This window comes from Streptomyces sp. NPDC051180, assembly GCF_040689545.1.
Lineage (GTDB): Bacteria > Actinomycetota > Actinomycetes > Streptomycetales > Streptomycetaceae > Streptomyces.
Window position 1 is genome coordinate 211,484 of sequence record NZ_JBFBBC010000009.1, and the last position, 22,474, is coordinate 233,957.

Genomic DNA, 22,474 nt, shown 5'->3' on the forward strand with positions numbered 1-22,474 from the left:
TTTTGCTTGGCGGCTGTTGACGCTACGGTCTGCCCGACCAGTGGGAGCGGTTCCATCCAGTCGGCACGCCATCAGGGGCGTGCCCTCGCTGTGAGGACTCGCTCATGCGACATCCCCCACGTCTGTCCGCGCTGCTCGCAGGAGCGGCGCTCACGATGGCGAGCACCGCCTTCGCCGTCGTGGGTACGGCCTCAGGAGCAGCGGCCGCACCGGTCTGCACCGTGGAGTACTCGGTCGTCGGCCAGTGGGCCGGCGGCTACCAGGGCGCCGTCACCGTCACCAACGACAGTGCCGCGCTGAACGGCTGGAGCCTCGGCTTCGCCTTCCCGGCCGGCCAGGTCGTCAGTCAGGGCTGGGGCGGGAAGTGGTCCCAGTCGGGAAGCTCCGTCACGGTCGTGAACGAGAGCTGGAACGCGGCGCTCCCCACGGGGGCGAAGGTCACCGGCGGCTTCATCGCCTCCTGGACGGGCGCCAACACGGCGCCCACCGCCTTCACGCTCAACGGCACACCGTGCAACACCGACGGCCCCCCGCCCACCCCGACACCGACGCCGTCGACCACCACCCCGACGCCGACCCCCACCGACCCGACGACACCCCCGACCACCCCTCCCCCGACCCTCCCACCGCCGACCCCCGTTCCCGGCGCGCCCGAACTCGGCGTCACCGGAAACAAGTTCACGGACCAGAACGGTGCGGTGCGACGCCTCCTCGGCGTCAACCGCTCCGGCGGCGAGTTCATGTGCGTCCAGGGCCACGGCTTCTTCGACGGTCCCGTCGACGACGCCTCGGTCAGGGCCATCGCCGACTGGAAGGCCAACACGGTCCGCATTCCCCTCAACGAGGAGTGCTGGCTCGGCCTGGACAACGTCAAGCCCGAGTACCGCGGCGCGAACTACATCGGCGCGGTCAAGGACCTGGTGACCAAGGTCCTCGCCCACGGCATGACCCCCGTGGTCGAACTGCACTGGACGTACGGCCAGTACACGGGCAACTCGTCCGGCTGCGCCGACGTGCACGCCACCTGCCAGAAGCCGATGCCCGACGCCCAGTACACGCCGGCGTTCTGGACATCGGTGGCGAACACCTTCAAGAACGACCGGCGGGTCGTCTTCGACCTCTTCAACGAGCCCTATCCGGACCGGGCGACCTCCACCGCGGCCCAGGCGTGGTCCTGCTGGCGCGACGGAGGCAGCTGCCCCGGCATCGGCTACGAAGTCGCCGGCATGCAGGACCTGGTGGACGCGGTCCGCGCCACGGGATCGAGGAACCTCGTCCTCGTCCCGGGCATCGCCTACTCCAACGACCTCAGCCAGTGGCTCACGTACGCCCCCACCGACCCGGCGGGCAGTCTCGCCGCCGCCTGGCACGTCTACAACTTCAACACCTGCTCCGACGAGACGTGCTGGAACACCACCCTCGCCCCGGTCGCCGCCAAGGTTCCCCTCCTCGCGGGCGAGATCGGTGAGAACACCTGCGGACACGCGTTCATCGACCGCGCCATGAAGTGGTTCGACGACCGCGGCCTCTCGTACCTGGGCTGGACCTGGAACACCTGGAACTGCAACTCCGGTCCCGCACTGATCAGTTCGTACGACGGCACCCCCACCGCATTCGGCATCGGGCTGCGCGACCACCTGCGCAGCCTCACCCCCTGAAAGGAATCCCCACCCGCATGAGCCGCACCAGAAGCACCAGTCGCACCGCCCTCCTGGCGGCACTCGGTCTGATCACGGCCACCGGCGCCACGGCCACCGTCTTCGGCACCACCGCCGGCGCGGCCACCCCCGGCTGCAAGGTCGACTACCAGATCACCAACCAGTGGAACACCGGCTTCGGCGCCAACGTGACCCTCACCAACACCGGCGACCCGGTCGCCGCGTGGACCGTCGAGTGGACCTACGGCGGCAACCAGCAGGTCACCCAGGGCTGGAACGCCACCATCACCCAGTCCGGCGCGAACGTCACCGCCAAGAACCTCTCGTACAACGGGACGCTGACCACCGGCGGATCCACCTCCTTCGGCTTCAACGGCTCGTACAGCGGCACCAACGCCGTGCCCGCCACCTTCAAGCTGAACGGGGTCGTCTGCAACGGCGCCACCGAGCCGACGACGCCCCCGACCACCCCGCCGACCACACCTCCCACCACGCCCCCGACCACGCCTCCCACCACGCCGCCGGCCGGGACCAAGGCCGACAACCCGTACGCCGGTGCCAAGGTGTACGTGAACCCCGAGTGGTCCGCGAAGGCCGCGGCCGAGCCGGGCGGCACCAAGGTCTCCAACCAGCCCACCGGCGTCTGGCTGGACCGGATCGCCGCCATCAACGGTTCGAGCACCTCGATGGGCCTGCGCGCCCACCTCGACAAGGCCCTGGAGCAGAAGGGCTCCGGCGAGCTCGTCGTCCAGCTGGTCATCTACAACCTGCCCGGCCGCGACTGCGCCGCGCTCGCCTCCAACGGCGAGCTGGGCCCGACCGAGATCAACCGCTACAAGACCGAGTACATCGACCCGATCGCCGCGATCCTCGCCGACTCCAAGTACGCGGGCCTGCGGATCGTCACCACGGTCGAGATCGACTCGCTGCCCAACCTGGTCACCAACGTCTCCGGGCGTCCGACGGCCACCCCCAACTGCGACGTCATGAAGGCGAACGGCAACTACATCACCGGTGTCGGCTACGCGCTCAAGAAGCTCGGCGCGATCGGCAACGTCTACAACTACATCGACGCCGGTCACCACGGCTGGCTGGGCTGGGACGACAACTTCGGCCCGTCCGCCGAGCTGTTCAAGCAGGCCGCCACGGCCGAGGGTTCCACGCTCTCCAACGTGACCGGCTTCATCGTCAACACCGCCAACTACAGCGCCCTGAAGGAGAACAACTTCACGATCAACGACTCCGTGAACGGCACCTCCGTGCGCCAGTCGAAGTGGGTCGACTGGAACCGCTACACCGACGAGCTCTCGTACGCCCAGGCCATGCGCGCCAAGCTGGTCTCCCTCGGCTTCGACAGCAACCTCGGCATGCTGATCGACACCTCCCGCAACGGCTGGGGCGGCACCGCCCGGCCCACCGGCCCGGGCGCCCTGACCAGCGTGGACACCTACGTCAACGGCGGACGCTACGACCGTCGCATCCACCTCGGCAACTGGTGCAACCAGTCCGGGGCGGGCCTCGGCGAACGCCCCCAGGCGGCTCCCGCCGCGGGCATCGACGCGTACGTCTGGATGAAGCCCCCGGGCGAGTCCGACGGCGCCTCCAAGGAGATCCCGAACAACGAGGGCAAGGGCTTCGACCGGATGTGCGACCCGACCTACACGGGCAACGCCCGTAACGGGAACAGCATGTCGGGCGCACTGCCGGACGCCCCGATCTCGGGCCAGTGGTTCTCGGCCCAGTTCCAGGAGCTCCTGAAGAACGCCTACCCGGCGCTGTAACACCCACGGCACCGGCCCCGCGGCCGGCCGGACCCCCACGGTCCCGGCCGGCCGCGGGAGCGCGCCCCGCACGGTCCCGCCGCGCGGGGCGCGCGAGAGCCCCGCGGGAGGAGAACCCCCGCGGGGCGTCCGCGTACCCGCGTGCGCCCGGGCACGGCCGCACGACGCCCGCCCGAGCACGACCCGGGCAGGACGCCCGCCCCACACCACACTGCCGAACCGGACCGCCCCGTGGAGCCGGTCCCGGTCAGCCGGAGTCGCGCACGATCAGCTCCGTCGGCAGGACGTGCCTGCGGGGCTCCGACGGCGCCTGCGCGCCCTCGTGGATCTCCCGGATCAGCATCCGCGCCATCGTGCGGCCCATCTCCTCGATGGGCTGCCGCACGCTCGTCAGCGGCGGGTCCATCAGCCGCGCCACCGGGGAGTCGTCGACGCCGACGAGCGCCACGTCCTCGGGCACCCGGCGGCCCGCCTCGCGCAGCACGCCGCGCGCCCCGGCCGCCATGACGTCGGAGGCGGCGAAGACGGCGTCCAGGTCGGGCCGCCGGTCGAGCAGCAGCCGCATGGCCCGGCGGCCGCCCTCCTCGGTGAAGTCGCCCGCCGACACCAGCTCCTCGTCGGGCGCGAGGCCGGCCTCGGTGAGGCCGGCCCGGTAGCCGCCGAGCCGGGCGCGGGCCACGTACATGTCGAGCGGCCCGGTGACGGTCGCGATCCTGCCGCGCCCCCGCGCCACGAGGTGGGCGACGGCGGCCCGGCCCGCCCCGATGTTGTCGGAGTCGACGTACGGCACGGGCTCTGCCTCGGAGCGGCGGCCGTTCATGACGACCGGGAGGCCCAGCTCGCGGATGCGCTCGGGCAGCGGGTCGTCGCCGTGCACGGAGGCCAGCAGGACCCCGTCGACGCGCTGGGCGGCCAGGTACTGCTCGAACCGCTGCCGCTCCTGCTCGCTGCGGACCAGGGTGAGCAGGAGCTGTTTGTCGGCCTCGGCGAGTTCGGCGCTGACGCCCCGGATGAGGTCGAGGAAGTAGGGCTCGGCGAAGAGCCGTGCCTCCGCCTCGGGGATGACGAGCGCGATCGCGTCGGTGCGGCTGCCGGCCAGGGCGCGGGCGGCCTGGTTGGGCACGTAGCCGAGTTCGGCGACGGCGCGGGCGACGGCCGTTCTGGTCTGCTCGCTCACCCGGGGGGAGCCGTTGATGACCCGGGAGACCGTGCCCCGGCCGACCCCGGCCCGGGCCGCTACCTGCTCCAGGGTGGGTCTGCCGCTCTGCCGTCCGTTCACTGCTCCCGAACTCCCCTCGTGGGACAACGTGCTGCTCACCGTGGCCACGGAGGCATGGGAGCGCTCCCACACTAGTCCACGGCCGACCCGGCGCGCCACGCGTCCGCCTTCAGGAGATGACGGCCCCGTCTCGCCAGGGCGGCGCGAAACCCCCGGAAAACCTTCCGGTAACGAATCCGCGTTCATGTCTTGACACCCGCACCCGCCAGGCAGCAACCTTCCGGCAACGACGTGGGAGCGCTCCCATCCGGGACGCACACAGCCTGCATCAGGTCCTGCCAGGCAGCCGCCGAGCCGCGATCAGCCGGCCGGGCCTCATGGCGCACAACGAGCACCACCTTGGACGAGGAGAGTGGAATGCGCACTTCCAGCAGCAGACGCGGACGCCGTGCGGCGATCGCGGCGGTCGCCGTCGTCGTGACCGGCACGACCCTGCTCACCGGTTGCGGCAGCGACGACGACAGCGGCAAGGGCGGCACCGGCAGCCAGGGCTCCGAGAAGATCACGCTGCGGATCGGGACCTTCGGTTCCTTCGGCTACGACAACAAGACCGGCGCCAAGCTCTACGCCGAGTACGAGCGACTCCACCCGAACATCAAGATCGAGGAGTCGAACGTCTCCGACGGCCAGAAGTACTGGGACACCCTGAAGCTGCGCCTGGCCCAGAACAGCGGCGTCGCCGACATCCAGGCCGTCGAGGTCGGCTACATCGCCGAGGCGACCGGCACCGCCATGGCCTCCAAGTGGGTCGACCTGGGCAAGGAGGGCGGCGCCGACACCTCCGCCTTCCTGGACTGGAAGGTCAAGCAGGCGACGACCGCGGACAACAAGGTGATCGCGCTCGGCACGGACATCGGCCCGATGGCCATCTGCTACAACAAGGACCTCTTCGCCAAGGCCAAGCTGCCCACCGCCCGCGAGGACGTCGCCAAGCTGTGGGCCGGCGACTGGGCCAAGTTCATCGAGACCGGCGAGAAGTACAAGGCCGCCGCGCCCGCCGGCACCTCCTTCCACGACTCCGCGAGCGGCCTGTTCAACGCCGTCGTCTCCAGCGACCCGGTGCAGTACGCCAACACCAGCGGCGAACTCGACTGGGAGAACAGCCCCGGCGTGAAGAAGGCATGGGAGACCGCCGTCAAGGCGGCCCAGGGCGGCCTCACCGCAAAGCTCCGCCAGTTCGACGAGAAGGGCACCTGGAACGCGGCCTTCAAGAACTCGAAGTTCGCCACCGTCGCCTGCCCGAGCTGGATGACCGGCATCATCAAGGACCAGGCCGGCCCCGCCAACCAGGGCAAGTGGGACATCGCCGCACCGCCGGTCGCCGGCAACTGGGGCGGCTCGTTCCTCGCGGTGCCCAAGGCCGGCAAGCACACCAAGGAGGCCGCCGAGCTGGCCGCCTGGCTGACCGCCCCGGCGCAGCACGCCAAGGTCTTCGCGGTCAACGGCAACATCCCCTCGTCCAAGGACACGCTCGCCTCCTCGGCGGTCCAGGACGCCAAGCTGCCGTACTTCGGCGACACCCCGGTCGGCAAGATCTTCTCCAGCGCGGCGGCCGGCATCACCCCCGCCGTCATCAGCCGCTACGACGGCCAGGTGAAGACCTTCCTCACCGACAACGGCATCCTCGACATCGAGCAGCGCGGCACCGACCCGGCCAAGGCATGGGAGAACGTCAAGAAGCTGGTCGACGACAAGATCGACCAGTAGCGGGGGACCGTGTGCCGGCCCGCCGCCCGCGGGCGGCGGGCCGGCACCCGTCCGCACCACCGCACGCATCGACCTGGAAGGACGCCCCCGTGGCCACCTCCGTTCGGGCGAGGACCGACGGCTCCCCGCCGCCCGCCGCACCGCCCTCCTCCTCCGGTCCCCGCAGCCACCGCTCCTCCTCCGGAGGCTGGCGGAGCACGCTCTACCGCTGGGACCTCAAGGCGATCCCGTACGTCTTCATCGCCCCCTTCTTCGTCACCTTCGCGGCCTTCGGCCTCTTCCCGCTGCTCTACACCGGCTGGCTCTCGCTCAACCGGGTCGAGCTCGGCGGCGACCCGACGTGGAAGGGCCTGGAGAACTACACCGACCTCGCCACCAGCGAGTTCTTCTGGAACGCGCTCGTCAACACCTTCACCATCGGGGTCATCTCCACCGTCCCGCAGCTGCTCATGGCGCTGGGCCTGGCCCACCTGCTCAACTACAAGCTCCGGGGCCGCGGCTTCTTCCGCGTCGCGATCCTCGCCCCGTACGCCACCTCGATCGCGGCGGCGACCCTGGTCTTCGCCCAGCTGTTCAACACCGACTACGGCATGATCAACGGCCTTCTGGGCTGGATCGGCATCGACCCGGTGAACTGGGAGTCGTCCAAGTGGCCGGCGCAGATCGCGATCTCGGTGATCGTCACCTGGCGCTGGACCGGCTACAACGCGCTGATCTACCTCGCCGCCATGCAGGCCGTCCCGCAGGACCTCTACGAGGCCGCCTCCCTCGACGGCGCCTCGCGCTGGCGCCAGTTCGTCAGCGTCACCATCCCGTCGATCCGCCCGACGATCCTCTTCACGATCATCGTCTCCACCATCGGCGCCACCCAGCTCTTCGGCGAGCCGATGCTCTTCGGCGGCAGCGTCGGCATCAGCGGCGGCAGCGGCAACCAGTTCCAGACGCTGAGCCTGCTGATGTACGAGAAGGGGTGGGTGACCGGCGCGCTGGGACAGGCATCCGCGATCGCCTGGGTCATGCTGCTGCTCCTGCTCCTGATCGGCGGCGTCCAGGCGCTCGTCTCCCGCTACAACCGCAAGAAGCTGGGGGGCTGACGCATGGCCCGCACACTCGACACGACGCCCCTCGACGCCACTGCTCCGGCGGCGCGGCCGGGGCGCCGCTTCCGCCAGACCGCCGGCCGCCAGCACCACGCGGGCCCGCTCACCTACGTGCTGCTCGTCGTCGCCGCGTTCGTCTCGCTCTTCCCGCTGTACTGGAACGTGGTCGCCGCCTCGCACACTGGCGAGCGGGTCGTCGAGGCACCCGCCCCGCTGCTGCCCGGCAACCGGCTCCTGGACAACCTGAGCTTCGCCTGGAACCAGGTCGACATGGGCGCGGCACTGATCAACACCACGATCGTGGCGAGCCTGGTAGCCGTGTCCACCGTGCTGTTCTCCACCCTCGCCGGCTTCGCCTTCGCCAAGCTGCCCTTCCGGGGCCGCAGCATGCTGCTCTCGCTCGTGGTCGCCACCATGACGATCCCGCCGCAGCTCAGCGTCATCCCGCTGTACCAGATCATCACCGACCTCGGCTGGTTCGACCAGCTCCAGTCGGTGGTCCTGCCCTCGCTGGTCGCCGCCTTCGGCGTCTTCTTCATGCGTCAGTTCCTCGTCGAGGCGCTGCCGATGGAGCTGGTGGAGGCGGCCCGGATGGACGGGGCGCACAGCCTGCGGGTCATCTGGCACGTGGTGTTCCCCATCGCCCGCCCGGCCATGGCCGTCCTCGGCATGCTGGTGTTCGTGCAGGCGTGGAACGACTTCTTCTGGCCGTTCATCGCCCTCACCCCGGACGGCAACCCCACCCTCCAGGTGGCGCTCGCCGGACTCGGCGCGGGAAACCACACCGTGGACCACGCCGTCGTGCTGACCGGAGCGCTGATATCGACCGTGCCGCTGCTGCTGGTCTTCGCCTTCCTGGGCAAGCACATCGTGGGCGGCATCACGGCCGGCGCCGTCAAGAGCTGACCGGCCGCCTCGCCGCACCGGCGCCTCGCCTCCGCACGGCGTCTCCTCCCCGTGGAGCCCGTCTCCGCGCGCCACACCTCTCCGTGGGGCATGCCCACCCCGTGCCGCATGCCCTCTCCGCACCGCACGTACCGAACGTACCTGCCCCGTACCCGCGTTGGGAGCGCTCTCCTATGACCGCGTCCGAAACCCGGCCGCTCACCGCCACCCGTTCGTTCCCGCCCGACTTCCTCTGGGGCGCGGCGACCGCCGCGTACCAGATCGAGGGCGCGGCGGCGGAGGACGGCCGTACCCCGTCCATCTGGGACACCTTCTCGCACACGCCCGGCAAGGTCTTCGAGGGCCACACCGGTGACGTGGCCGTGGACCACTACCACCGGTTCCGCGAGGACGTCGGCATCATGTCCGAACTCGGCCTGAACGCCTACCGGTTCTCCGTCTCCTGGTCCCGGGTGCAGCCCACCGGGCGCGGGCCGGCCGTCCAGAAGGGCCTGGACTTCTACCGGGCGCTCGTCGACGAGCTGCTCGCCGCGGGGATCGAGCCCGCCCTGACGCTCTACCACTGGGACCTGCCCCAGGAGCTGGAGGACGCGGGAGGCTGGCCCGAGCGGCAGACCGCCGAGCGGTTCGCCGAGTACGCGGGGATCGTCGCCGACGCCCTCGGCGACCGGGTGAAGCGGTGGACCACGCTCAACGAGCCGTGGTGCAGCGCCTTCCTGGGGTACGGCTCCGGGGTCCACGCCCCCGGCCGGACCGACCCGGTGGCGAGCCTGCGCGCCGCCCACCACCTCAACCTCGGGCACGGTCTCGCGGTGCAGGCCCTGCGGGCGGCGCTGCCGGCCGACCGGCAGCTGTCGGTGTCGCTGAACCTGCACGAGGTGCGCCCGCTGACGGGTTCCGCCGAGGACGTCGAGGCGGCCCGCCGGATCGACGCGGTCGGCAACCGGGTGTGGCTGGGCCCGATGCTGGAGGGCGCCTACCCCGAGGACCTGCTCGCCGACACGGCGCGGCTCACGGACTGGTCCTTCGTCAAGGACGGCGACACCGCGGCGGCGAACCAGCCGCTGGACCTGCTGGCGATCAACTACTACACGCCGACGGTGGTCTCACACGTGCCGGAGGGCGCGGAGAAGCCCCAGGACGACGGCCACGGCAACAGCGCGTACTCGCCGTGGCCGGGCGCGGACTCGGTGGCCTTCCACCGGGCGCCGGGCGAGCCGACGGCGATGGGGTGGGCGGTCGACCCGAGCGCGCTGTACGACCTGCTGACCCGGGTCTCGGCCGAGCATCCCGGACTCCCGCTGGTGATCAGCGAGAACGGGGCGGCGTACGAGGACGTGGTCGGCGAGGACGGCACGGTCCACGACCCGGAGCGGGCCGCCTATGTGCACGCACACCTGGAGGCGGTGCACCGCGCGATCACCGACGGGGTGGACGTGCGCGGCTACTTCCTCTGGTCGCTGCTGGACAACTTCGAGTGGTCGTACGGCTATCAGAAGCGGTTCGGCGCGGTCCGGGTCGACTACGACACGCTGGAGCGCACGCCGAAGTCGAGCGCGCGGTGGTACGCGCGGGTGGCGCGGTCGGGCGAGCTGCACGCGCCCGACGCGGGCTGATCCCACGGACGAGGGGAAGGGCCGTGCCGGTCGTCCGGCACGGCCCTTCCCCTCGTTCCGCCGTCGGCCCTCGGTCGATGCCGGCCCTCGGTCAGATGTCGATGACGCGGTAGCCGATGACGTAGACGCCGCCGGAGCCCTCGACGGTCCGCCACTGGGTCTCGGCGCCGACCTCGCTGCCGGTGACGAGCGTGGCGCCGAGCTTGTCGTCGCCGCTGGTGGTGTCGTAGTCCCAGAGGGTCAGGGTGCGGGCCTGCTCCTTGCCGAGGATGAGCGCGGCGTTGCCGTTGCCGTCCGCCATGGAGCGGACGTAACCGGTGCCCATCGTCTGGTACTTGATGCCGTTGCCGGGCCAGACCTTGACGGCGTTGCCGTTGGCGTCGGTGATCTTGAGGTACGCCTCGTCGTGGTCGCCCTCGCTGTTCTGCTGGCAGTGCAGCTCGAACAGCTCGATCCTGACGTAGTCGATCGGCTCGGCGTGCGCGGTGCCGGCGAAGGCACCGAGGCTGCCGAGTCCCAGCAGGGCGGTGGCGGCGAATCGGGCGGCTCGGTTCTTGCGCATGTGGTCCCCCCACACATCGGGTCACTCGTGTGACATGGGTTCCGGTCCGCCTCCCCGGCGGGCCGACGTGCCGTTTCCCCCCGGCACGACACTCACTGTGCCCGGCCGGACCGCTCCGGTTCTACGCGCGTTCCGCTGGACGGAACGGGGCCGCCGAAGACCGCGGCCGGGGTGGGTCAGAGTACGAGGGCGGCCGACGGGACCGGTCTTCGCTGTCCGCCCCGGGCGAGGGCGCGGGTGACGGCGGCACCGGCCTCGGCGACGGCGTGGGCGAGCACGTCGAGCCGCCGGCCGGCCGGGACCATGCCGGCGAGCGCGGCGACCGTCCGCCCGTCCGGGGCGCGGACCGGCAGCGCGGCGCAGCACACGCCCGCCATCACGTCCTCCTTGTCGAGGACCGCGCCGCCCCGGAGGGGACCGCGCAGCGCCTTCCCCGCGGCGGTGTCGAGCCGGAAGGCGATGCCGTCCCGCAGCGGGAGGAGCGGCTCCAGGTCGCCGGGGACGGAGCCCACCGTGATGGCCATCTCCTCGCGCATGACGGCGAGGACGACGCTCGCGCCGGTGACCGCCCTGAGCCGCTGGAGCGGGTGCCGGGCGGCGGCCACCAGGCCGGGGTGCGGTTCCCATGCCTGGCCGAGCCGGTAGAGCTGCGGGCCGACGCGGTACCGGTTGCCCTTCCGTTCGACCGCGCCGACTCCGACGAGCTGGTCGAGCAGCCGGTGCACGCTGCCCTTCGGCACCCCGCAGGCGAGTGCGAGTTCGGTCACACCGGCCTCGTCGCCGCTCCGGCGCAGGGCGTCGAGCAGGGCGAAGGCCCCTTCGAGGACGCTCCTGCCCCGCTCCGGTCCGGCCGTCCGGCGGGCCGCGGCGGCCGCTTCGTCGCCTTCCGGCGCATGCGTCGTACCGGTGTCCATGAGTCTCCCCCGACCCTTCACGCCCCAGCCGCGGTCCCCCGATGGCACGGCTCCGGGCACGTCTCCCACCATGCCGCAGACCGGACGAATCGGCGAAGGGCTTGCGCCGCGCGTCGTGTCGCCGGGCCACCTGCCGGAACGGGGTGCCGGCACCCGTAAGGTGTCGGCTCATGAGACACGCTCATCCGCCCGCTCCCCGGTCCCGGCGCCGCAGGAACACCGCCCTCGCCGGCGGGGTGCTCGGCGTGGCCGCCGTCGCGGCCGCGTTCGTCGTCGCCGCGACGCCCTCGCAGTCCGCGCCGCGGCCGGCGGCGGAGAGCGCGGCGAAGAACGCGGCGAAGAACGCGGCGAAGGGGCCCTGGCTCCGGGCGGCGGGAGCGCCGTTGACGGTGATCGCCCATCGGGGAGCACCGTCCGCGGCGCCGGAGAACACGCTGATCTCGGACGAGGTGGCGCGCCGGGGCGGGGCGAAGTGGATCGAGAACGACGTCCAGCCCAGCAAGGACGGCGTGCCGTACGTCGTCCACGACTCCACCGTCGACCGGACGACCGACGGCACGGGTCCGGTCCGCGGCCTGACGGCCGCCCAGCTGGACGCGCTCGACGCCGGTTCCTGGTTCGCCCCCGCGTACGCCGGCGCCCGGATCCCGACGCTGGCCGCACAGCTGGAGGACCTGCGCGCGCGGGGCGGGAACCTGCTCCTGGAGATCAAGGGCCCGCACAGCCGGGCGCAGGTCGCCCGCGTCGTGGAGGAGATCCGGGAACGGGACATGACCGGCCGGGTCTTCGTGCAGAGCTTCGACATCCCGTCGCTGCAGCACGTCCACGAGCTGGCGCCCGAGCTGCCGCTGGGTCTGCTGCGCGACCACCTGGACGCCGACCCCGTCGCCCTCGCCGAGGAGCTGGGCCTCTCGGCGTACAACGTGGCGGACGCGGCGCTGTCCGGCCGCCCGGCGGTGGTCGCCGAGCTGCACGCGGCGGGTGTGGCCGTGAACGTGTGGACGGTGGACCGTCCCGCCCGCTGGAAGGCGCTCGCCGACCTCGGGGTCGACGGGGTGATCACCAACCGGCCGACGGAGCTGGCGGGCTGGAACAGCGCCCAGCTGCCGTAACCCCTACTCGACCCTTCTCGCCCACTTCGACGGATTAGTCCTCTTCCGTCCAGCCCTACCGCCGCTCCGCCAGTTCGGGGAGGAGTCCGGGGTTGACCCGCGTGAGAATCGCCTCGACCCGCTCGGGGTCGGCGGCCGCCCACAGCACGTCGCGGGCCGCGCGGTACTTGGCGGCGAGCCGTTCCCGCTGGGCCGGCGGGAGCGCCGCCGACCGGTCGGCGCGGCTGTTGTGCGCGTTGTCGGCGATCTTCACCAGGGTCGCCTCCGGGTTCGCGGCGATGGCGCGGATCTTCTCCTCGTAGGGCGTGCCGGGCCGGTTGGTGACGGCCTCGACGAGGGCGACGACCCCGTCCGGGACGCCCTCGGCCCGCAGCCGGTCGGCCGTCCAGTCGGTGTCCTCGATGACGTCGTGCAGCAGCCCGGCCATGGCCAGATGCGCGCCGAACGGCGCGAGTCCCGCCGCCACCGCGCGCACGTGCTCGACGTAGGGGGCGCCGGCCTTGTCGACCTGCCCGGCGTGCGCCAGGGCCACCAGTTCGTCCACTTCGGCGAGAGACTTCATGCCCCCATCATGGCGGGAGGCTCCGGCGCGCCGCGCGGCGCCCGTGCGGAGGGGGCCCGCGGACGCCACATACTTGTCACACGAGAGCGGGAATCCCTTCGCGCGGGACCCGGTTGCCGCGTGCATGACTCTCGGAGCAACGCTCGGCTCGACGTCCCGTCAGCTTCCGATCGACGACACGGTGCGGCTCGCGCGGGAGGCGTACGACGCCGGCCTGCACTCCGCCTGGTTCGGCCAGTCCTTCGCGTACGACTCCCCCGCGCTCGCCGCGATCGTCGGCCGCGAGGTGCCCGGCCTCCATGTCGGGACGGCGGCGATCCCCGTCTTCGGCCGCCATCCGCTGCTCGTCTCCAGCCAGGCCCAGACCGCCCAGGCGGCGACCGGCGGCCGCTACCACCTCGGGCTCGCGCTCGGCACCCGCCATCTGACCGAGACCGGCTTCGGCCTGCCGTACCGGCGTCCCGTCGGGCTGCTCAGGGAGTTCCTCACCGCCCTGCGCCCGCTCCTGGAGACCGGGGAGGCCGACTTCCACGGCGAGTTCCTCACCGCGACGACGCCGTACTCGGCCGCCGTGCCCGGCGCGCAGCCGCCGGTGCCGGTGCTCGTCGCCGCGATGGGGCCGCAGGCGCTGCGGGTCAGCGGCGAACTCGCCGACGGCATCCTGCCGTTCCTGGCCGGTCCGCGCGCGCTGGCCGAGCACATCGTGCCCGCGGTGACCGCCGCCGCGGCCGCGGCTGGGCGGCCGGCTCCCCGGATCGTGGCGCTCGTGCCCGGGGTGGTCGCCGCCCGCTCGGAGGTCGACGCCGTACGGCGGAGCGCCGCCGAGGCGCTGGCGCTGTACGAGCGGATCCCGTCCTACGAGCGGGTCATCGGCCTCTCCGGCGCCGACCGGGCCGCCGACCTCGCGGTGATCGGGGACGAGGAGGCGGTCGCCGCCGAGGTGCGCCGGTACCGCGAGGCGGGGGCGACGGAGGTCGTCTTCACCGCGACGGAGCTCAACGGCGAGGACGGTCGGCGCCGGACGTGGAACCTGCTGGGGCAGCTGTCCCGTCAGGGGTGATCTCGCCTTCGCCCTCGGTGTCGAGGTGCGGCAGGATCCGGTCCAGCCAGCCGGGGATCCACCAGGCGCGTTTGCCGAGGAGGGTCATCACGGCGGGGACGAGGAGCAGCCGCACCACGGTGGCGTCGATGAGGACGCTGACGGCGAGGCCGAGGCCGAGCATCTTGACGACGATGTTGTCGGAGACGATGAAGGCCGCGAAGACGCTGACCATGATGAGCGCGGCGCAGGTGATGACCCTCGCGGTGATCTCCAGGGCGTGGGCCACCGACGCCTCGGCGTCGCCGGTGCGCAGCCACGCCTCGCGGACGCGGGAGAGCAGGAAGATCTCGTAGTCCATGCTCAGGCCGAAGACGATGGCGAACATCATCATCGGGACGTAGCTCTCGATGGGCACCTTGCCGGAGACGCCGAGCGCGGGTCCTCCCCAGCCCCACTGGAAGACGGCCACGACGACGCCGTAGGAGGCGGCGATGGAGAGCACGTTGAGCACGGCGGCCTTCACCGCCACCAGCAGGCCGCGGAAGACGATCAGGATGACGAAGAAGGCCAGGCCGACGACGACGGCGATGATGAGCGGCAGACGGCTGGAGACGATGTCGAGGAAGTCGACCTGCGCGGCCGTGGTGCCGGTCACGTAGGTCTGCGCGTCGGTGCCGGCGACCGCCTGCGGCAGGACGTCGTCGACGAGGTGGTCGGTCAGCTGGGTCGTCTTCTCGTCCTGCGGCGAGGCCACGGAGTACGCGGTGCCGATGAGGACGTCGCCGTCGGGGGTGGTCTGGAGCGGGGTGATGAAGGCGGCGTCCGGGACGCCCGTCAGCGACTGCTGGAGTTTGGTGCCGAGCGCGGCCCGGTCGGAGGCGGGCACGGCGGACTGGTCGACGACGACGGTCAGCGGCCCGTTCGCGCCCGGCCCGAAGGCCGTGGAGATCAGGTCGTACGCCCTGCGGTCCGTGAAGGACTTGGGGTCGGCGCCGTCGCCGATGTGGCCGAGCTGGATGAAGAGCAGGGGGAAGGCCAGGATCAGCAGGGCGATGACGCCGCCGCCGAGGAACCACCAGGGGCGCTTCTGCACCCGCTGGGCGTACCGGTGCCAGGTGCCGTGCGCCGGGGCTCCGGGCTCGGCGTCGGTCTCGGCCACGGGCTTGCGGACGTGATAGCGGTCGATGCGGCGGCCCAGGAGTCCGAGCATGGCCGGAACCAGGGTGAGGGCGGCGATGACGGCGGTGACCACGGTGAAGGCCGCGGCGAGGCCGAGTTTGCCGATGAAGGTGACGTCGGAGACCCACAGTCCGGACAGGGCGATGATGACCGTGCAGCCGGAGACGAGGACGGCGCGGCCGCTGGTGGTGGTCGCCAGGCCGGCCGCGTCGGCGGGATCGTGGCCGTCCATGAGGTTCTGGCGGTGGCGGGTGATGAGGAAGAGTGCGTAGTCGATGCCGACGCCGAGGCCGATCATGGTGGCGAGCGTGGGGGAGACCGTGCCGAACGTGAAGGCGGCCGCGGCGAGGCCGAGCAGGGCGAGTCCGCAGAGCGCGCCGAGGAGCGCGGTGACCAGGGGCATGACGGCGCCGATGACGCTGCCGAAGCCGATGAGGAGGACGAGGATCGCGACGGCGAAGCCGATCGCCTCGCTGCTGCGGTCGTCGGCCGCCGGCCGGGCGAGCTCGCCGAGCGGGCCGCCGTACTCCACGGTGACGCCGGCGTCCCTCAGCGGCTGCACGGCCGCGTCGACGCCGTTCAGGTAGTCGCTGCCGAGGGTGGAGGGCGTCACGCTGAAGCGCATGGTGATGTACGCCGTCTTGCCGTCGGTGGAGAGCGGTCCGACGTTGGGGGTGCCGGCCGGGAGCGCGGGCGGGGTGGTCCCGGGCGGCGGCAGCGGGTTCTGGACGCTGAGGACGTCGGGGAGCTTCGCGAGCGCGGCGACGGCGTCGTTGACGGTCGACGCCTCGTCGGTGAGCGGGCCCGAGGGCCTGTTCAGGACGACCTGGGCGCCGTAGCCGCCGGCCGCCGGGTCGTGCGCCTGGAGGACGGCGAGGCCGTCCGCCGACTGCACGCCGGGGAGCGCGAAGTTGTCGGAGAACTGCCCGCCGACCGCCCGGTCGAGGACCTGGAGGCCCGCGACGGCCGCCAGCCAGAGGGCGATGACGACGAGGAAGTGCCGGGCGCACCAGTGGCCGGTGCGGTAGAGGGCACCCCTGGGGGGTGCTGACCGGCGCGGAGCCGGGTGTCCTGCGTTCATGGGCGTGCCCGTGTCCGGTTGGGAATCCCCGAGCTGGTACCGGCACCGACGTCATGCGCGGGCCTACCCGACCCATTCTTCGCCCGCCGCGTCGCTCCGGCATCTCGGCCGGGACGGGAGCGCCGCGGCGGGCCCGTCGCCTCAGGCGGGGAGGCTGTTGGGGTGGGACGAGCGGCGTGCCGCGGCGAGCAGGGCGTGGATGCGGGGGCCGGCCTGGTCGATGTCGGTGAGGGGGGTGGGGAAGGGGAGGCGGGCGTCGTGGTGGCCGGCGCGGTGTTCGAGGCGGAGGGTGAGGCCGTACCGGTCGAGGGCGACGGGCAGGACCCGGACGAGGTCGCGGTCCGGGCGCGGCCGGACGAGGCGGAGCAGCAGCGGGACGAGTTCGGCGTGTCCGGCGACGAGGTGGGTCAGCAGGGCGGCCTCGGCGCCGGCCAGCGGGTCGGGTTCGACGGCCTGGAGTTCGTCGAGGCCGACGTAGGTGCGCCCGTCGGCGTCCTCCAGGAGGGCCTGGCCGAACTCCATGCACGTGCTGTCGGTGGCCTCCGCGACGTAGGGCGCGGGCAGAAGTCCCGTCAGGGTGACGCGGGCGCGCAGGCGTTCGCGGACGGGGGTGGGGGCGATGTCGGTGAACTCCAGGCGGACCGGGACGCGGTCGGTCCCCGCGGCCTGGCAGTCCTCGGACGGGTCGTGCAGGTGGATGTGGCCCATCGGTCCCGTGCCGTCGAGGCGGTGCACCTCCTGGTGGAGTCCGTCGGTGACGACGTTCATCGAGTGGGCGGCGGTGAGGATCGACCGGACACGTTCGGCGGGCCGGGGCCGGGCGGTGGGGGCGGTGAAGGGACGCATGCACGTTCTCCCGGTACAGGTGGCGGAGACCTTGACCATTACTTAGGCAAGCCTAACCTAACCCATACTCGGCGAAGAGAAGAAGGTCACAGTGGTACGCCCTCCTGCTCCTTTGTCGATCTCCCCTAGCATCCGAGCATGACGGTCCTGCCTGACGACGGCCTCTCCCTGGCGTCCGAATTCCCTGACGCGCCACACGAGCAGTGGCAACACCTGGTGGCGGGTGTCCTGCGCAAGTCCGGCAAGGAGGTCTCCGGCGACGCCGCCGAGGACGCCCTGTCCACCCTCCTGGAGGACGGGATCACCACCCGTCCGCTGTACACCGCGCACGACACCGCTCCCGACGCCGGCCTCCCCGGTTTCGCCCCCTTCCTCCGCGGCGACCGCGCCGAGGGGAACACCGTCGGCGGGTGGGACGTACGCCAGCGCCACACGGTGGCCGACGGCGACGCGGTCCTCTCCGACCTGGAGAACGGCGTCACCTCCCTCTGGCTGGGCGTCGGCGGGAACGGCATCCCGGTGTCCTCCCTCGCGGCCGTCCTCGAGAACGTCTACCTCGACCTCGCGCCCGTCGTCCTCGACGCGGGCGACGAGACCCCCGCGGCCGCCGATCGCCTCCTCGCCCTCTACGAGGAGCGGGGCGTCGCCGCCGCCGCGGCCCGCGGCAACCTGGGCGCGGACCCGCTGGGCTTCGAGGCCCGCACCGGCCGCCCGGCCTACGACCTCGCGGCCGTCGCCGGCCTCGCGCGCCGCTGCGCCGACGGGTACCCGGGCCTGCGGGCCCTGACCGTGGACGCGCTGCCGTACCACGAGGCCGGCGGCTCGGCCGCCCAGGAACTCGGCTGCGCGCTCGCCACCGGCGTGGCCTACCTGCGCGGCCTCACCGACGCCGGACTGAGCGTCACTGAGGCGTGCGGCCAGCTGGAGTTCCGCTACGCGGCCACCGCCGACCAGTTCCTCACCATCGCCAAGCTCCGCGCCGCGCGCCGCCTCTGGGCCCGGGTCGCCGAGGAGTGCGGCGCCCCCGAGGCCGGCGCCCAGCTCCAGCACGCCGTCACCTCGCCGGTGATGATGACCCGCCGCGATCCCTGGGTGAACATGCTCCGCACCACGGTGGCCACCCTGGCCGCCGGCGTGGGCGGCGCCTCCAGCGTGACGGTCCTGCCCTTCGACGAGGCCCTCGGCCTGCCGGACGCCTTCGCCCGCCGTATCGCCCGCAACACCTCCACGATCCTCATCGAGGAGTCCCACCTCTCGCGGGTCATCGACCCCGCCGGCGGTTCCTGGTACGTCGAGCGCCTGACCGACGAACTCGCCCACGCAGCCTGGGAGTTCTTCCAGGGCATCGAACGCGACGGCGGCCAGGCAGCCGCGCTGCGCTCCGGGGCGGTCGGCGCGCGACTCGCCGAGACCTGGGCCGCCCGCAGCGCGAAGCTCGCCACCCGGCGCGAACCGATCACCGGCGTCAGCGAGTTCCCGCACCTCGACGAGAAGCCCGTCGAGCGCGCCCCCGCCCCCGAGCAGCCGTCCGGCGGCCTCCCCCGGGTCCGGCGCGACGAGGCGTTCGAGGCGCTGCGGGCCCGCTCCGACGCCCACCTCGCGGCGACCGGCGCCCGGCCCCGCGTCTACCTGGCCGCGATCGGCCCGGCCGCCGCGCACTCCGCCCGCCTGGCCTTCGCCGCCAACCTCTTCCGGACCGGCGGCATCGAGCCCGTCACCGAGGGCACCTTCGAGGAGAGCGGCGCCCCCGAGGCGTGCCTCTGCTCCAGCGACGCGCTGTACGAGGAGGCCGCCGAGGCCACCGCCGCGGAGCTGCGGGCCGCGGGCGCCGCGCACGTCCTGCTCGCCGGCCGCCCCGGACAGTACGCCGGAGTCGACACCTACGCCTTCGCCGGCTGCGACGCCGTCGCCCTGCTCTCCACCACCCTTGACCGCATGGGAGTGTCCTGATGTCCATCCCCGATTTCTCCGGGATCGAGCTCGGGGCACAGGCCGCCGCCGGCGGCCCGGAGGCGTGGCGCACCGCCGTCGAGAAGGCGGCGGGCGGTGACGACCTCCTCTGGGAGACCCCCGAGGGCATCGGCGTCAAGCCGCTCTACACCGGGCAGGACCTGGAGGGCCTGGACTTCCTGGGCACCTACCCGGGCATCGCCCCGTACCTGCGCGGCCCGTACCCGACGATGTACGTCAACCAGCCCTGGACGATCCGCCAGTACGCCGGCTTCTCCACGGCCGAGGAGTCCAACGCCTTCTACCGGCGCAACCTCGCCGCCGGACAGAAGGGACTGTCGGTCGCCTTCGACCTGCCGACCCACCGCGGCTACGACAGCGACCACCCCCGAGTCACCGGCGACGTCGGCATGGCGGGCGTCGCCATCGACTCGATCTACGACATGCGGCAGCTGTTCGACGGCATCCCGCTGGACAAGATGACGGTGTCGATGACGATGAACGGCGCGGTGCTGCCGGTCCTCGCGCTGTACATCGTGGCCGCCGAGGAGCAGGGCGTACCGCCCGAGAAGCTGGCCGGGACCATCCAGAACGACATCCTCAAGGAGTTCATGGTCCGCAACACCTACATCTATCCGCCCGGGCCCTCGATGCGGATCATCTCCGACATCTTCGCCTACACCTCGCAGCGGATGCCGCGCTACAACTCCATCTCCATCTCGGGCTACCACATCCAGGAGGCGGGCGCGACGGCCGACCTGGAGCTGGCGTACACGCTCGCCGACGGTGTGGAGTACATCCGCGCGGGCCGCGCCGCCGGTCTCGACGTGGACGCGTTCGCACCGCGCCTGTCGTTCTTCTGGGCGATCGGCATGAACTTCTTCATGGAGATCGCGAAGCTGCGCGCCGCGCGGCTGCTCTGGGCGAAGCTGGTCAAGGAGTTCGAACCGAAGAACACCAAGTCCCTCTCGCTCCGCACCCACTCGCAGACCTCCGGCTGGTCGCTCACCGCCCAGGACGTCTTCAACAACGTGACCCGGACCTGCGTGGAGGCGATGGCCGCCACCCAGGGCCACACCCAGTCGCTGCACACCAACGCCCTCGACGAGGCGCTGGCGCTGCCCACCGACTTCTCCGCCCGCATCGCCCGCAACACCCAGCTCCTCATCCAGCAGGAGTCGGGCACCTGCCGGAGCATCGACCCGTGGGGCGGCAGCGCGTACGTCGAGAAGCTCACCCACGACCTGGCCGCCCGCGCCTGGAAGCACATCCAGGAGGTCGAGCAGGCCGGCGGCATGGCCAAGGCGATCGACGCCGGCATCCCCAAGCTGCGCGTCGAGGAGGCCGCGGCCCGCACCCAGGCCCGGATCGACTCCGGCCGGCAGCCGGTCATCGGCGTCAACAAGTACCGGGTGGCGAGCGACGAGCAGATCGACGTCCTCAAGGTCGACAACTCCTCCGTCCGCGCCCAGCAGATCGCCAAGCTGAAGCGGCTGCGCGAGGAGCGCGACGAGCAGGCCACCCAGGACGCGCTCGCCGCGCTCACCCGGGCCGCCGCCGGCGAGGGCAACCTCCTGGAGCTGGCGGTGGAGGCCGCCCGTGCGATGGCCACGGTCGGCGAGATCTCCGACGCCCTGGAGAAGGTCTACGGACGGCACGCGGGCCAGATCCGTACGATCTCCGGTGTGTACCGCAACGAAGCCGGCGAGTCCCCCTCCGTGGACCGCACCCGGGCCCTGGTGGACGCCTTCGGCGAGGACGAGGGGCGCCGACCCCGCATCCTCGTCGCCAAGATGGGCCAGGACGGCCACGACCGCGGCCAGAAGGTGATCGCCACCGCCTTCGCCGACCTGGGCTTCGACGTGGACGTCGGCCCGCTCTTCCAGACCCCCGCCGAGGTGGCCCGCCAGGCCGTCGAGGCGGACGTGCACATCGTCGGGGTCTCGTCGCTGGCGGCAGGACACCTCACCCTCGTACCGGCGCTCCGCGAGGAGCTCGCGGCCGAGGGGCGCGAGGACATCATGATCGTGGTCGGCGGGGTGATCCCGCCGCAGGACGTGGAGACGCTCCTGGAGATGGGCGCGGCCGCGGTGTTCCCGCCGGGGACGGTGATCCCGGACGCGGCCCACGACCTGGTCACCCGGCTCGCGGCCGACCTCGGGCACGCCCGGTGATCGGTCTCGACACCTATGTGGAGGGTGTACTCGGCGGGAAGCGGGCGCTCGTCGCCCGCGCGATCACCCTCGTCGAGTCCACCCGTCCCCAGCACCGGGCCCTCGCCCAGGAACTGCTCACCGCGCTGCTGCCGCACAGCGGCAAGGCCGTGCGGATCGGCATCAGCGGGGTGCCCGGTGTCGGCAAGTCGACGTTCATCGACGCGTTCGGCACGATGCTCACCGGGCTCGGCCACCGGGTGGCGGTGCTCGCCGTCGACCCGTCGTCGACCCGGACGGGCGGCTCCATCCTCGGCGACAAGACCCGGATGGAGCGGCTCTCCGTCGACCCGGCGGCCTTCGTCCGCCCCTCCCCCAGCGCCGGCACCCTCGGCGGGGTCGCCAAGGCGACCCGCGAGTCGATGGTGGTGATGGAGGCGGCCGGCTACGACGTGGTGCTGGTCGAGACCGTGGGCGTCGGCCAGTCGGAGACCGCCGTCGCCAACATGGTGGACTCGTTCCTGCTGCTGACCCTGGCCCGCACCGGCGACCAGCTGCAGGGCATCAAGAAGGGCGTCCTGGAGCTGGCCGACGTGGTCGCGGTCAACAAGGCGGACGGGCCGCACGAGCGGGACGCCCGCGCGGCCGCGCGCGAGCTGGCCGGCGCGCTGCGGCTGATGCACGGCGCCGACCCGTACTGGACGCCGCCGGTCCTCAGCTGCAGCGCCCGCGAGTCCGCGGGCCTCGACGAGGTCTGGAGCCGCCTCACCCACCACCGCGAGCTGCTCGACTCCAGCGGCCGGCTGGACGCCAAGCGCCACGACCAGCAGGTCGACTGGACCTGGTCCATGGTCCGCGACGAGCTGCTGCGCCGTCTGCACACCGACCCGTCGGTCCAGGAGCTGGCTCCCGGTCTGGAGCGGCGCGTCCGGGACGGCGAGCTGACGGCGACGCTGGCGGCCGAGCGCATCCTGGCCGCCTTCGGGGAACGCCGGGACTGATCCGCGTCACGGGCGCCTGGGGGGA

The 22,474-nt window shown here is 72.3% G+C and carries 17 protein-coding genes; 11 read left to right on the forward strand and 6 right to left on the reverse strand.

Annotated features, from left to right (window positions below):
- Positions 1-104: 104 nt before the first annotated feature.
- Entirely contained in the window at positions 105-1,658 is a 1,554-nt protein-coding gene (locus tag AB0424_RS18500; protein ID WP_366306623.1) for a cellulase family glycosylhydrolase, read from the forward strand.
- A gap of 17 nt (positions 1,659-1,675) precedes the next feature.
- Positions 1,676-3,439, forward strand: coding sequence for a glycoside hydrolase family 6 protein (locus tag AB0424_RS18505; protein WP_366306625.1), 1,764 nt, complete (start codon positions 1,676-1,678; stop codon positions 3,437-3,439).
- Positions 3,440-3,686: 247 nt separating this feature from the next.
- Here the strand turns inward: AB0424_RS18505 and AB0424_RS18510 are convergent, their stop codons facing one another.
- Positions 3,687-4,718: a LacI family DNA-binding transcriptional regulator gene (locus tag AB0424_RS18510; RefSeq protein ID WP_366306627.1), complete on the reverse strand. Its 1,032-nt coding sequence runs from the start codon at positions 4,716-4,718 to the stop codon at positions 3,687-3,689.
- A 357-nt stretch (positions 4,719-5,075) separates the two neighbouring features.
- On the opposite strand from AB0424_RS18510, the gene AB0424_RS18515 reads away from it, so the two are divergent.
- From AB0424_RS18515 to AB0424_RS18530, 4 genes are all read left to right on the forward strand, one after another.
- Complete coding sequence (locus AB0424_RS18515; RefSeq protein WP_366306630.1) at positions 5,076-6,425, forward strand: ABC transporter substrate-binding protein; 1,350 nt, start codon at positions 5,076-5,078, stop codon at positions 6,423-6,425.
- A gap of 89 nt (positions 6,426-6,514) precedes the next feature.
- The gene (locus AB0424_RS18520) at positions 6,515-7,519 is read left to right on the forward strand and encodes a sugar ABC transporter permease (protein ID WP_366306632.1); all 1,005 of its coding nucleotides are present in this window, start codon (positions 6,515-6,517) and stop codon (positions 7,517-7,519) included.
- 3 nt (positions 7,520-7,522) lie between these two features.
- Positions 7,523-8,431 (forward strand): carbohydrate ABC transporter permease, encoded by a 909-nt coding sequence (locus AB0424_RS18525; protein WP_366306634.1) that lies wholly within the window; start codon positions 7,523-7,525, stop codon positions 8,429-8,431.
- A gap of 173 nt (positions 8,432-8,604) precedes the next feature.
- Complete coding sequence (locus AB0424_RS18530; RefSeq protein ID WP_366306636.1) at positions 8,605-10,047, forward strand: GH1 family beta-glucosidase; 1,443 nt, start codon at positions 8,605-8,607, stop codon at positions 10,045-10,047.
- 91 nt (positions 10,048-10,138) lie between these two features.
- Here AB0424_RS18530 and AB0424_RS18535 read toward each other — a convergent pair whose 3' ends face one another.
- Positions 10,139-10,609, reverse strand: a complete 471-nt coding sequence (locus AB0424_RS18535) for a hypothetical protein (protein ID WP_366306638.1) — start codon at positions 10,607-10,609, stop codon at positions 10,139-10,141.
- Positions 10,610-10,785: 176 nt separating this feature from the next.
- Positions 10,786-11,523 carry a helix-turn-helix domain-containing protein gene (locus tag AB0424_RS18540; RefSeq protein ID WP_366306639.1) on the reverse strand — a complete coding sequence of 246 codons (738 nt, stop codon included), beginning with the start codon at positions 11,521-11,523 and terminating at the stop codon, positions 10,786-10,788.
- Positions 11,524-11,693: 170 nt separating this feature from the next.
- Here AB0424_RS18540 and AB0424_RS18545 point away from each other — a divergent pair, with 170 nt between their 5' ends.
- Positions 11,694-12,635 (forward strand): glycerophosphodiester phosphodiesterase family protein, encoded by a 942-nt coding sequence (locus tag AB0424_RS18545; protein WP_366306641.1) that lies wholly within the window; start codon positions 11,694-11,696, stop codon positions 12,633-12,635.
- A 55-nt stretch (positions 12,636-12,690) separates the two neighbouring features.
- Here the strand turns inward: AB0424_RS18545 and AB0424_RS18550 are convergent, their stop codons facing one another.
- Entirely contained in the window at positions 12,691-13,197 is a 507-nt protein-coding gene (locus tag AB0424_RS18550; protein WP_366306643.1) for an HD domain-containing protein, read from the reverse strand.
- Between the two features lie 124 nt (positions 13,198-13,321).
- On the opposite strand from AB0424_RS18550, the gene AB0424_RS18555 reads away from it, so the two are divergent.
- Positions 13,322-14,257 (forward strand): TIGR03564 family F420-dependent LLM class oxidoreductase, encoded by a 936-nt coding sequence (locus AB0424_RS18555; protein ID WP_366306645.1) that lies wholly within the window; start codon positions 13,322-13,324, stop codon positions 14,255-14,257.
- Here the strand turns inward: AB0424_RS18555 and AB0424_RS18560 are convergent.
- The gene (locus AB0424_RS18560) at positions 14,193-16,499 is read right to left on the reverse strand and encodes an MMPL family transporter (RefSeq protein WP_366306646.1); all 2,307 of its coding nucleotides are present in this window, start codon (positions 16,497-16,499) and stop codon (positions 14,193-14,195) included. The genes AB0424_RS18555 and AB0424_RS18560 overlap by 65 nt on opposite strands.
- 141 nt (positions 16,500-16,640) lie before the next feature.
- Positions 16,641-17,345 (reverse strand): DUF2470 domain-containing protein, encoded by a 705-nt coding sequence (locus tag AB0424_RS18565; RefSeq protein ID WP_366306648.1) that lies wholly within the window; start codon positions 17,343-17,345, stop codon positions 16,641-16,643.
- Between the two features lie 138 nt (positions 17,346-17,483).
- On the opposite strand from AB0424_RS18565, the gene AB0424_RS18570 reads away from it, so the two are divergent.
- From AB0424_RS18570 to meaB, 3 genes are read left to right on the forward strand one after another with little or no spacing between them, the layout of a single operon-like run.
- Positions 17,484-19,295 carry a methylmalonyl-CoA mutase family protein gene (locus AB0424_RS18570; protein WP_366306650.1) on the forward strand — a complete coding sequence of 604 codons (1,812 nt, stop codon included), beginning with the start codon at positions 17,484-17,486 and terminating at the stop codon, positions 19,293-19,295.
- Complete coding sequence (gene scpA / locus AB0424_RS18575) at positions 19,295-21,469, forward strand: methylmalonyl-CoA mutase (protein WP_366306652.1); 2,175 nt, start codon at positions 19,295-19,297, stop codon at positions 21,467-21,469. Before AB0424_RS18570 ends, scpA begins: the two co-directional genes overlap by 1 nt.
- Positions 21,466-22,449 (forward strand): methylmalonyl Co-A mutase-associated GTPase MeaB, encoded by a 984-nt coding sequence (gene meaB, locus AB0424_RS18580; protein WP_366306654.1) that lies wholly within the window; start codon positions 21,466-21,468, stop codon positions 22,447-22,449. The genes scpA and meaB overlap by 4 nt, the downstream gene beginning before the upstream one ends.
- Positions 22,450-22,474 lie beyond the last annotated feature (25 nt).